This is a genomic window from Corallococcus exiguus, from assembly GCF_009909105.1.
GTDB lineage: Bacteria > Myxococcota > Myxococcia > Myxococcales > Myxococcaceae > Corallococcus > Corallococcus exiguus.
In genome coordinates, this window is record NZ_JAAAPK010000001.1 from 1,003,477 (window position 1) to 1,015,183 (window position 11,707).

General features: G+C 69.3%; 7 protein-coding genes. 6 read left to right on the forward strand and 1 reads right to left on the reverse strand.

What is annotated here, in order from left to right; translation table 11 throughout:
- Positions 1-25: 25 nt before the first annotated feature.
- The 6 genes from GTZ93_RS04150 (at position 26) to GTZ93_RS04175 (ending at position 10,232) form a co-directional block, all read left to right on the forward strand.
- The gene (locus GTZ93_RS04150; RefSeq protein ID WP_167547807.1) at positions 26-4,369 is read left to right on the forward strand and encodes a DEAD/DEAH box helicase; all 4,344 of its coding nucleotides are present in this window, start codon (positions 26-28) and stop codon (positions 4,367-4,369) included.
- 313 nt (positions 4,370-4,682) lie between these two features.
- Positions 4,683-5,066: a hypothetical protein gene (locus GTZ93_RS04155; RefSeq protein ID WP_139914838.1), complete on the forward strand. Its 384-nt coding sequence runs from the start codon at positions 4,683-4,685 to the stop codon at positions 5,064-5,066.
- Positions 5,067-5,094: 28 nt separating this feature from the next.
- Positions 5,095-5,769 (forward strand): hypothetical protein, encoded by a 675-nt coding sequence (locus tag GTZ93_RS04160; protein WP_139914839.1) that lies wholly within the window; start codon positions 5,095-5,097, stop codon positions 5,767-5,769.
- Positions 5,770-5,791: 22 nt separating this feature from the next.
- Positions 5,792-6,214: a hypothetical protein gene (locus tag GTZ93_RS04165; protein ID WP_139914840.1), complete on the forward strand. Its 423-nt coding sequence runs from the start codon at positions 5,792-5,794 to the stop codon at positions 6,212-6,214.
- Positions 6,215-6,376: 162 nt separating this feature from the next.
- On the forward strand, positions 6,377-7,765 hold the full coding sequence (locus GTZ93_RS04170) for an ammonium transporter (RefSeq protein WP_139914841.1): 1,389 nt from the start codon (positions 6,377-6,379) through the stop codon (positions 7,763-7,765).
- Positions 7,766-8,066: 301 nt separating this feature from the next.
- On the forward strand, positions 8,067-10,232 hold the full coding sequence (locus GTZ93_RS04175) for a hypothetical protein (RefSeq protein ID WP_139914842.1): 2,166 nt from the start codon (positions 8,067-8,069) through the stop codon (positions 10,230-10,232).
- A 13-nt stretch (positions 10,233-10,245) separates the two neighbouring features.
- On the opposite strand, the gene GTZ93_RS04180 is transcribed toward GTZ93_RS04175, so the two are convergent.
- Positions 10,246-11,706, reverse strand: a complete 1,461-nt coding sequence (locus GTZ93_RS04180; RefSeq protein WP_139914843.1) for a glutamate synthase subunit beta — start codon at positions 11,704-11,706, stop codon at positions 10,246-10,248.
- Position 11,707 lies beyond the last annotated feature (1 nt).

The window sequence follows — 11,707 nt, forward strand, 5'->3', positions numbered from 1 at the left end:
CAGGCTGGCCCTCTGGGAGCCCGCCATGTCCCCTCAAATCGCCCTCGCCTTCACGTCGGAGTTCGCGGCCCATCCGGCGCTCGCCGCCTTCCACCCGGTGGTGCGGCGCTGGTTCGCCTCACGCCTGGGCGAACCCACCCGGCCGCAGGTTGAAGGCTGGCCGCTCATCCAGGCCGGCCACGACGTGCTCATCGCCGCGCCCACGGGCAGCGGCAAGACGCTCACGGCGTTCCTCGCGGCGCTGGACTCGCTGTTTCGCATGGCGCTCGACAGCACGCTGCCAGACCACACGCGAGTCCTCTATGTGTCGCCCCTGAAGGCCCTGGGCAACGACGTGCAGAAGAACCTCCTCCAGCCGCTGGAGGAGCTGATGACCCTGGCGCGCGAGGAGGGCTACGAACCGCAGCAGTTGCGCGTGCAGGTGCGCACCGGCGACACGCCCGCCGGCGAGCGCGCCCAGATGGTGCGCCGCCCGCCGCACATCCTCATCACCACGCCCGAGTCCCTCTACCTCTACCTCACCGCCGAGCGCGCCCGCGCCACCCTGCGCCATGTGCGCACGGTCATCGTGGACGAAATCCACGCGCTCGCCCGAGACAAGCGCGGCAGCCACTTCGCGCTGTCCATGGAGCGCCTCAAGGCCCTCACCGACGTGCGCCCTCAGCTTTTGGGCCTGTCCGCCACGCAGAAGCCGCTGGACGCCATCTCCGGCTTCCTCACCGGCGCGTCCCTCACCGAGTGCAAGCGCGTGGAGGTGGGCCACCAGCGTCCGTGGGACCTCAAGGTCGAGATCCCGGACGCGGAGCTGTCCTCCATCGCGAGCCACGAGATGTGGGGGCAGGTCTATGACCGGCTGATCCAGCTCTCCAGCGAGCACCGCACCACGCTCATCTTCGTCAACACGCGCAAGATGTCCGAGCGCGTGGCGCACGACCTGGGCGAACGCCTGGGCCAGCAGTCGGTGGCCGCGCACCACGGCAGCATGTCCCGCGAAATGCGCCTGTCCGCCGAGGAGCGCCTCAAGGCCGGCCAGCTGCGCGTGATGGTCGCCACCGCGTCGCTGGAGCTGGGCATCGACGTGGGCAACGTGGACCTGGTCGTGCAGTTGGGCACCACCAAGGCCATCTCCGTGTTGCTCCAGCGCGTGGGCCGCGCTGGCCACCACAAGGCGGGCATCTCCAAGGGCATCCTCTTCGCGATGACGCGCGACGAACTGGTGGAGTGCGTCGCGCTCCTCAACGCCGTGCGCGAGGGAGATCTGGACGCGGTCCGAATCCCCAAGAAGCCGCTCGACGTGCTGGCGCAACAGATTGTCGCCGCGTGCGCGTGCGAGGAATGGGACGAGCGCGCCCTCTTCAGCATCTTCCAGCGTGCGTACCCGTACCAGGACCTCACCTGGGAGGAGTACCAGCAGGTGCTGGAGATGCTGTCGGAAGGCGTCTCCGAGCGCCGGGGCCGGGGCAGCATCCATCTGCACCGGGACCGGGTGAACCAGCGGCTCAAGGGGCGCCGGGGCGTGCGCATCACCGCGCTCACCAACGGCGGCGCCATCCCGGACACGTTCAACTTCAGCGTCACCGCGCAGCCGGAAGGCAAGGTGGTGGGCACGCTGGACGAGGACTTCGCGGTGGAGTCCTCGCCGGGAGACATCTTCCTGCTGGGCAGCACCGCGTGGCGCATCCAGCGCGTCATGGGCAGCACGGTGATGGTGGAGGACGCGAAGGGCGCGCCGCCCAACGTGCCCTTCTGGCGTGGCGAGGCCCCGGGCCGCACGGACGAGCTGAGCCTCCAGGTAGGTCGGCTGCGCGAAGAGCTACTGCGCCACGACGACCCCGCGGGCTTCCTGGAGAAGCTCCTGCGCGTGCCCCCGCCCGCGGTGGACGCGCTGCTGGGCTATCTGCGGCTGGGCAAGAAGATGCTGGGCGATGTGGTGCCCAGCCACACGCAGATCGTCGCCGAGCGCTTCTTCGATGAGGCGGGCGGCATGCAGCTCATCATCCACGCGCCGTTCGGCAGCCGCATCAACCGCGCGTGGGGCATGGCGCTGCGCAAGCGCTTCTGCCGCTCGTTCGATTTCGAGTTGCAGGCGGCGGCCACGGAGGACGGCATCCTCCTGAGCCTGGGGGAACAGCACTCGTTCCCGCTGGCGGACATCTTCGACTTCCTGCACCCGGACAACGTGGAGGAGGTGCTGGTGCAGGCCATCCTCCAGGCGCCGATTTTTGGCACGCGCTTCCGGTGGGTGGCGTCGCGAGCGCTGACGCTGCACCGGATGATGGGAGGCAAGCGCGTGGCGCCGAACCTCCAGCGCGCGCGCAGCGAGGACCTGCTGGCGGCGGTGTTCCCCGCGCAGGTGGGCTGCCAGGACAACCACGGCGGCGGGGACGTGGAGTTGCCGGACCATCCGCTGGTGAAGCAGACGATGGACGACTGTCTGCGCGAGGCGATGGACATCGACGGCCTGCGCGAGGTGCTCCGGCGCATGAAGGACGGGCGCATCCAGCTGGTCGCGCGAGACGTCCCGGAGCCGAGCGTCTTCGCGCACGCGCTCATCAACAGCCAGCCCTACACCTTCCTGGACGACGCGCCGGCCGAGGAGCGCCGCGTGCGCAACGTGGCCCTGCGCCGCGCGATGCCCGCCGAGGACGCGGCGGCGTTCGGGGCGCTGGACGCGAACGCCATCCGGCAGGTGGTGGAGGACGCCGCGCAGCCGATGCGCGACGAGGACGAGCTGCACGACGCGCTGTTGCAGCTGGTGCTGGTGCGAGCGTCGGAGGTGCCGCGAGGCCTGGAGACAGGGCTCTTCAAGCAGGGGCGCGTGGCCTGGCTGGAGCGGCAGGGCGGGCGGTTCCTGGTGTCGGCGGAGCGGGGCAACGCGGTGCGAGCGCTCTTCCCGGACGCGCAGACGCAGCCGGTGTTGCCGGTGCTGGAATACGACCGGCCGGTGGAGCGCGACGCGGCGGTGCTCCAGGTGGTGCGTGGGCGGATGGAGCTGGTGGGGCCCACCACGGTGACGGAGCTGGCGCGGCTGACGTTGTTGGATCCGGACGACATCAACCTGGCGCTGCACAACCTGGAGAGCCAGGGCAGTGTGCTGCGAGGCCAGTTCCGCGCGCAGGACGACGTGCCGGTGCCTCGGGACGCGGACGGAAGCCCGGTGCTGGAGTGGTGCGACCGGCGCCTGCTCCAGCGCATCCACCGGCTGACGGTGGGGCGGCTGCGTCGCGAGATTGAACCGCTGAGCCCGCAGGACTTCATGCGCTTCCTCTTCCGGTGGCACCACCTGGAGGACGTGGACGCGCTGCGAGGCTCCACGGGATTGCTCAAGGCGGTGCGGCTGCTGCAGGGGTACGAAGCGCCGGCCTCCGCGTGGGAGCGCTTCCTGTTGCCCGCGCGCATGAGGGGCTACACGCCGGACCTGATGGAGCGCGCGTGCTACGCGGGCGAGGTGGCGTGGGGGCGCGTGACGCTGAAGGATCCGCCGAAGCCCGCGGGCCCGCGCCGGGGCGCGCCGGTGGAGGCGCCAGAGCCGGTGGTGGCGAAGCGGTCATCCCCGACGCGCAACGCGCCGCTGACGTTCACGGTGCGCGAGGACCTGGAGTGGATGCTCGCGGCGGCGCGTCCGCACGCGGTGCTGGCGGACGGAGGCGTGTGGACGCCGCCGGACCTGAGCGCGGCGGCGAAGGACGTGGTGGGCGTGCTGGAGCGGCGGGGCGCGTGCTTCTTCCAGGACCTGGTGACGCGAGCGCGGCGGCTGCCGGCGGAGGTGGAGGACGCGCTGTGGGAGCTGGTGGCGAAGGGGCTCGTGACGGCGGACGCGGTGCAGAACCTGCGCATCCTGCAGAGCCCGGCGCACCGCAAGCGGCAGAAGCTGCTCAACCGGGGCGGGCCGGGCCGCTGGAGCCTGCTGGCGCCAGCGGAGCCGAAGTCGCAGGAAGAGGTGACGGAGTCGCTGGCGAAGCTGTTCCTCCAGCGCTACGGCATCGTCTGGCGCGACCTGGTGATGCGCGAATCGCTGGCGCCCACGTGGCGCGACCTGCTGTTCGTCTACCGGCGCATGGAGGCACGAGGCGAGCTGCGCGGTGGGCGCTTCGTATCGGGCTTCGTGGGTGAGCAGTTCGCGCTGCCGGAAGCCGTGGACATGGCGCGCGCGGTGCGGCGCGCGCCTCCGTCCGGCGTGCGCATCCAGCTGTCCGGAGTGGATCCGCTGAACCTCACGGGCGTGGTGACACCGGGCCCGCGCGTGGCCGCGCTGCCGAACAACGTCGTCACCTACGTGGATGGGATTCCGCAGGGCGTGGACGCGGTAGAGGACGCGTCTGAGAACGAGGACGCGGAAGTCGATGGCTCGCTCGCGCAGGTGAACTGACCTGCGCAGGACAGAGGCCCGTCGCGGCTTGAAGGCGGTTGGAGCTCGGGAGTGGGGTGACTCCCATGAGCCCCAGCGTCCGGCACGGAAGCCCCGGTTGTCATGCCGGGGCCTTCTTCATCCTCACGGTGATGATCGCTACCGCTTGTGGACACACCCAACGTCCCGACATGAAACCGCGCTGGACTGGCTCCGGGGCCCAAGACAGAGGTCGTGCTGGGAACCGTTGTTATCGTCGCGGGGGCTTTCACGTTCGTCGTGGCACCGGCGGGCTCTTTGGTGCTGAGGCACATCTGACGGAAAGGCGTCGCCCTTGAGCAAGAAACCGGAAGTCAACGTGGAGGAAGTCCTCGAAGTCCTCGGGGCCGCGATGGAGCGCCAAGGGAAAGGCTCTCGGGAGTCGAAGGCGTTTGAAACCGCTGCGTTCTGCCTGCTCTACGTCCGTGAGCACGGCAAACTCGATGACTTCGCGCACTACTACCGCGAGCGCCTCGACCCCAACTTCAAGATCAAGGTCGAGCGGGACTTCGCGACCCGGGACGAAGCGGAGGCCTGGATCAAGAGTGGCGAGGCCGTCCACCGCATGCAGATCCGAATCGACGGCAAGGGCTTCCTGGTGGTCCAGCTCCCCGGGCGGCTCACCCTGATGAACAACCCGCTGCCTGTAGAACTCGGCACTGACGACTCCGAGGACTGACCCACGTGCGTTTGCCACAGGAGCTTGGATGCCAACGAATCCATACTGGATGCTGTTGCTCTTGGCGCTGGGATGCTCGGCGCCGCATCCGAACGTTCGTGTACGCCAGCTCGCCAATGGCATGTACGAGGTCGAGGGGCCCCTGGCGGGTCCCTTCAAGACACGCGAGGAGCTGGCTCAAGTTGCCTGTGAGCGGATGATCCAGATGCCCGGTGCTTCGACCCTGCATGGCCGACAGGGCAAGGAGTACTGCGCGCTCTGGTACTACTCCCCTCAAGAGCAGGCCTATTTCCTCAGCTACTTCTCGGACCTGGGAGGTGATGGGGCAGGAGGCAGGAAGTACTGCAAGGTGCCGCTGGCGCTCCGGGATGCCAACACCCGCGACCCCGTCATCCTTGGACCCGCGCATCCGCATCCCCACAACTGGGAGTTTTCCCGCGAGGACATGGGCGCGAACCACGAGCCGGATTGGTCGCCGTGGGGCTCCGCCCGCTTCGTGGACAGGTCCGGACGGATCTGGGAGCACGAACTGCGCCTCTTCTATGGGCCTCGGAATGGTGGATGCCTTGCGTACGACTACAACTACTCTTCCCGGGTCGTGTCGGCGCTGCGAAGTGGAAGATGGATCCCCATCGGGAAGGCTTCCGGAACAGCGGGGGACTTCAGCTTCGACCTGTTCGAGGGGCAGTCATGGTTGCCGTAGTCGTTCGCAGGGAGGATTCGCGATGAAGACGTCCATGTGGCTTGCCCTGCTCTGCCTTCCACTGACCGGGTGTTCGCTGCTCGGGTATCACAAGGCGAAGAAGGCCTCGTGGGCGCCTCCCCAAGAGGCCGCGGCCGTGGTGTTCCCGAACTCGTTCAAGGAAGGTGTCCACCTGGAGGGCCCCGTGATGGCCGCCCTTGAGGTCGCGATGAACGAGTTCCTTCCCCCGGGTTCGGAGCTCCAGACCCAGAACCCTGACAAGCGGATGGCGCAGTGCCTCTCCAGACGTAGCACCTACGACACCCATGTCCTCCAATCGGGAGCCGACCTGTTCTTCGTGTGGTTCTCCCCGCAGCCATCACGCTGCGGCTTGAGCGAGCCCATCCTGGACGGGGGCGCCGTCTACGCCATCGATGGGCAGGGACGCATCCTGGACAGAAGGTAGCGACCAGGCCGCCGTCCTGGTGGTTGCTGCTGAAATGTTGTGTGCTGGGTCTATTGATTTGAAATTTAGACTTAATTCGATGGGTTTTAGCTTCCGGAGGGTTGAAACTAGCCCGCATAGAACCCACAATGCATCGCGTCAGCTCTCTGGAGAGGTGCGGCGATGCAGAAGTGGATGGCGATGGTCCTGCTGGTGGCGGTGGGGGTGGCGGGACTGCTGGTGGCCCCGGCGGCGCAGGTGAAGCAGGGCGGTCCCATCAACGCGGCGGACACCGCGTGGCTGCTCACCGCCACGGCGCTGGTGCTGCTGATGACGCCCGGCCTGTCGTTCTTCTACGGCGGCATGGTGCGGCTGAAGAACGTGGTCTCCACCCTGATGCAGAGCTTCATCGCCATGGCCGTCATCAGCGTGCTGTGGGTCGTGGTGGGCTTCAGCCTCTGCTTCGGCGACAGCTTCCACGGCCTCATCGGTGATCCGCGCACCTTCTTCATGTTCAGCGGCGTGGGCGGCGAGACGCACCCGGACCTGGCGCCCACCGTGCCGCTGCTCCTCTTCGCGCTCTTCCAGCTCAAGTTCGCCATCATCACCCCGGCGCTCATCACCGGCGCGTTCGCGGAGCGCGTGCGCTTCAAGGCGTACCTGCTCTTCATGGTGCTCTTCAGCGTCTTCATCTACGCGCCGCTCGCCCACTGGACGTGGCACCCGGAGGGCTTCCTGCGCCAGTGGGGCGTGCTCGACTTCGCCGGTGGCACCGTGGTGCACATGTCCGCGGGCCTCGCCGCGCTCGCGGGCGCCATCGTCCTGGGCCGCCGCCAGGTGCACCTGACGCACGCCACGCATGCTCCCGCCAATGTTCCCTTCGTGATGCTCGGCACGGGCATGCTGTGGTTCGGGTGGTTCGGCTTCAACGCAGGCTCCGCGCTGTCCGCGTCGTCGCTGGCCACGCTCGCCTTCGCCACCACCAACACGGCCTCCGCCGCCGCGATGCTCGGGTGGATCGCCTTCGACTGGCTGCGCGGCCGCAAGCCCAGCGCCATGGGCGCCTGCGTGGGCGCGGTGGTGGGCCTGGTCGCCGTCACCCCCGCCGCCGGCTTCATCACCGTGGGGCAGAGCATCGTGGTGGGCCTGGTCGCCAGCTTCGTCAGCAACGCCGCCGTCCACTTCAAGAGCCGCACCGCGCTGGATGACACGCTCGACGTGTTCCCCTGCCATGGCCTGGGCGGCATCGTGGGCATGGTGCTCACCGGCGTGCTCGCCAAGGACGTGGGCCTGCTCTACGGCAGCACGCGCACCTTCCTCATGCACCTGCTGGCGCTGGTCGTCGTCTCCGTCTTCTCCTTCGTGGGCTCGTACATCCTCTACAAGATCGTCGACCGCATCGTCCCGCTGCGCGTCACCCGCGAGCAGGAGGAGGAGGGCCTCGACCTGAGCCAGCACGGAGAGACCGTGGGCGAGGTCCCCACCGCCGCGCTCGCCGTCCCCACGCCGCCCGTCGCGAGCGAGCCCATCGCTCCGGAGCACGCCGCTTCGTCGGAGCCCGTGCCCGCGTAACATCCTCTCCCAGTCGATGCCGTGGACACGGGGCCCTCCGCTTCACGCGGGTGGCCCCGTGATGCGTTGGGCCTCCAAGCGTGTGGACCCCGCGAGGCCGTGAGCCTGTCGGGAAGGGAATGGGTGGAGCCCCTGCTGATCACTCGCGCGGGCAGCACCTTGTCCGGGGCGAGACTGCGACCCGTCATGGGTTGGACGTCCGTGCGCGCACTTCACCCCTGCGGCGTTGAGTCAATGCCAGCCAGTTCATGCAAAGGCTGGCATTACCGGGGGGACATGTATGTTTCGGAAGTGCGAGGAGTTGAGAATCGCCGTCTTGGGAGCCGCGCTGGCAGTCAGTGGCTGCGCGAAGGATCCGGCGCAGGAACCTTCGCGGCAGGACGCCGCGGAGGAGTCGCGGGGGAGCAGCACGAGCCTGGGTGAGCTGCCTCTCGTGCCGGGCCTGTCCGTCGCCGGAACCTTCGTCCAGAAGCTGGAACAGCCAACGCCGCTGGGGGAGACGACGGCGGTGCACGTGAAGTTGCCGCCTCCGGCCAACCGGCTCCTCGCGGACAGCCTGGTGCGCGTGGTGGGAGACCCGGCGCGGCCCTCGGTCCTGTTCCACTCCGACACGCTGGCCCGGTTGGGTGCGATTCCCTCGAGCCCCGGTCCTGACTTCTTCACGCTCTTCGCGCGGCTCCCGGACTCGGAGCTGGAGCGGCGCCAGGAGAACGAGCGCCGCCTGGCCTCGGGCGAACTTGGGTCGACCACCCGGGAGTCCATCCTGTTCAACGGCCGCCACCCGGTCGCCCGCTATGAGGGGCTTCCCGTGGACGCGGAGGCCTTCAGGTGGGGCGCGCGGACGCCGGTCACGAACTGCCCGCTGGTGCCGACCTCCACCCAGCCCCAGTGGGAGCGGACGCAGATGATCCGCGACCCGGCCGTGGTGCTCGACCCGGCGCGCACGTGGGACCCTTGCACCGGCGCGGGGACGAAGGGCGGGGTGTGGACCTTCGCGCACCTCATGCGGGAGATGGCCCAGGGCTCCGGCGCGCGGCCGGAGGCCTTCGTGCTGAACTGGCTGTCGCTCTGGCTCAATGACTTCCAGTCCAACGGCGACACGGTGCCCGCGCGCCGCAAGATGCATGACGAAGTGATTGCCCCCTGGGCCGCCGCCAGCGGCGCGACCTCGGCCCTCCAGCAGAACACCTCCACGGGCCGCTGGGAGGTGGTGCTGAGCAAGCCGCTGGACCTGGACATCGCGCCCTTCCGGCTGCTGTCCATCGTCAACCGCATCGACCTGGCCGGCACCCGGGACTACGACGACAAGCCGACGGACCCGGGCGAGCTGCGCTTCATCTTCGGGCTGACGCGCCCCTCGCCCTGGGGCGGTGGCACGGAGGCGACCTGCAACCTCAAGCCCTTCACCGTCATCTTCGAATACGGCGTGCCCGGCGAAGGGTGCGCGCCGGTCGTCGCCTGGGCACGGCAGTGGGCGTTGCTGGGGACGTTCACGTCCTTCAACGTGGCCTACAAGGCACAGCTCACGCAGATGACCCAGAGCGTCGTCCTGCGGGGACGGGCTCCGGGGAAGGGCAACGCGAACGCGCTCAACCAGATTCGCACCAACGAGGTGGCCCTGGCGTTTCCGTGGGAGATGCGGGAGTTCCGGCTGGCGGACGAGCACCCCGTCACCGGCAAGGACAAGCCCTCCAATGGGCCCCTGCGCGTCCACACGATGGCGCTGACTCCCGATGACGCGACCCACGATTCCCAGACGGATCCGGACATCGACACCTTCGTCCGCACGCAGGTCAAGAACGGCGTCGAGCAGCCGGTGACTGTCCCCACCCGGTGCACCGCGCACTTCACGGTGCCTCGCACCCTCAATGGCAGACCGTTCCTGGGCGCCAACGCGCTGGTGGCGCCGCCCACCCACTGGGAAGGCTTCAGCGTGGTGCCCACGGATGCCACGGAGGTCTGCGCGCGGAAGGAGTTCTCCGTCAACACGTGCAATGGCTGTCACTTCAAGGACACGGGCACGAACGACTTCTCGGGCACGGACAACCTGGCCTTCGTGCACGTCAGCCCCACGTCGGGCATCCCGGCCCGGCTGTCCAAGTTCCTGACGGGTGGGGGCCCGGGCTTCATGTTCACCGTGCCGGATGCCCAGTTCGGGTCCGCCGTGGCGTCGTGGCCGTTCGCGGACCTGCTGCGCCGGCATCAGCGGCTGCAGGAGCTGGCCAGCTGCACCACGTGCGGATGGTTCATCGACCTGGACCTGGGCTTCCTGTCCCGGATGGAGGCGCTCGCCGGGAGCGTGCCCCTGGACGTGCCTCCCGGTGCGCCCGCGCCGACGCTCACGGTGGGTCCCATCCGTGACATCGGCGTGGTGAAGCAGCTGCTGGAGCTGCGTCCCGGCTTCAGGACGCAGCCGCGGGAGTTGCCGCTCGATTTCCTCCAGGCGCCTGCGGCCCGCGTCCACTGACGGGACGCGGTGCCTAGAACGCGCAGTCCTGACCGCGCGTGGGCAGCACGGAGGCGGTGCCGGACAGCCAGGTGTCCAGCGCGCGCGCCGCCTCACGTCCGTCCGCGAGCGCCCAGACGATGAGGCTCGCGCCCCGGCTGGCGTCGCCCGCGCAGTACACGCCCGGCGCGGAGGTGGAGAACTTCGCGTCCACCTGCACCGTGCCGCGCGGCGACAGCGTCACGCCCAGCTCCTCCGCCAGCCGGTCCGTGTTCGGGCCGGTGAAGCCCATGGCGAGCACGAGCAGGTCCACCTCGAACACCTCCTCGGAGCCCGGCACCTCCACCAGCTTCAGTGCGCCGTTCGGCTCGCGCTGCATCTCCACGCGCACCGCGTGCAGGCGCTTCAGCTGGCCGTCCTCGCCCTCCAGCCGCTTCGTCATCATCGCGAAGGCGCGCTCGCCGCCCTCCTCCTGGCTGGACGACGTGCGGAACACCAGCGGCCAGCGCGGCCACGGGTTCTCCTTCGCGCGCAGCTGCGGCGGCGCGGGGAGCAGCTCCACCTGCATCACGCTCGCCGCGTCCTGGCGCAGCGCCGTGCCCAGGCAGTCCGAACCCGTGTCGCCGCCGCCCAGGATGATGACCCGTTTGCCCTGGGCCTCCAGCCGCGCGTCCGGCGCCGCTCCCGCCGTCACCACGCGGTTCTGGTGCTCCAGGTAGTCCATGGCCTGCAGCACGCCGGACAGCTCGCGGCCCGGCACGTCCAGCTCGCGGGCCTTGCGCGCGCCCAGGGCCAGCACCACGCCGTCGTACTGTTCGCGCAGCGCGCGCCAGCCCGGCGTGACGGCCACATCCTCACCCGTGCGGAAGACGATGCCCTCCGCCTCCATCAGCGCGAGCCGGCGGTCCAGCACCGCCTTCTCCAGCTTGAAGTCCGGGATGCCGTAGCGCAGCAGGCCTCCGGCGCGGCTGTCCTTCTCGTACACCGTCACGCTGTGCCCGGCCGCGTTCAGCTGCGCCGCCGCCGCCAGGCCCGCGGGCCCGGAACCCACCACCGCCACGTGCTTGCCCGTGCGCCGCGCCGGAGGCCGGGCCTTCACCCAGCCCTCCGCGAAGGCGCGCTCGGAGATCTCCTTCTCCATCTGCTCGATGGTGACCGCGTCCCGGTCGATGGCCAGCACGCACGCGGCCTCGCACGGCGCGGGGCACAGCCGTCCGGTGAACTCCGGGAAGGTGTTGGTGCGGCTGAGCACCTGGTACGCCTCCTTCCACTGACCCCGGTACACCGCGTCGTTGAAGTCCGGGATGAGGTTCCCCAGCGGACATCCCTGGTGGCAGAAGGGGATGCCACAGTCCATGCAGCGCCCCGCCTGACGCTTCGCCTCGTCCGCCGCCAGCGGCAGGTGCAGCTCGCGCCAGTCCTCCAGGCGCTCCACCTTGTCCCGCTTGGGTGCGTGGACGCGCTGCCACTCCATGAAACCCGTGGGCTTGCCCATG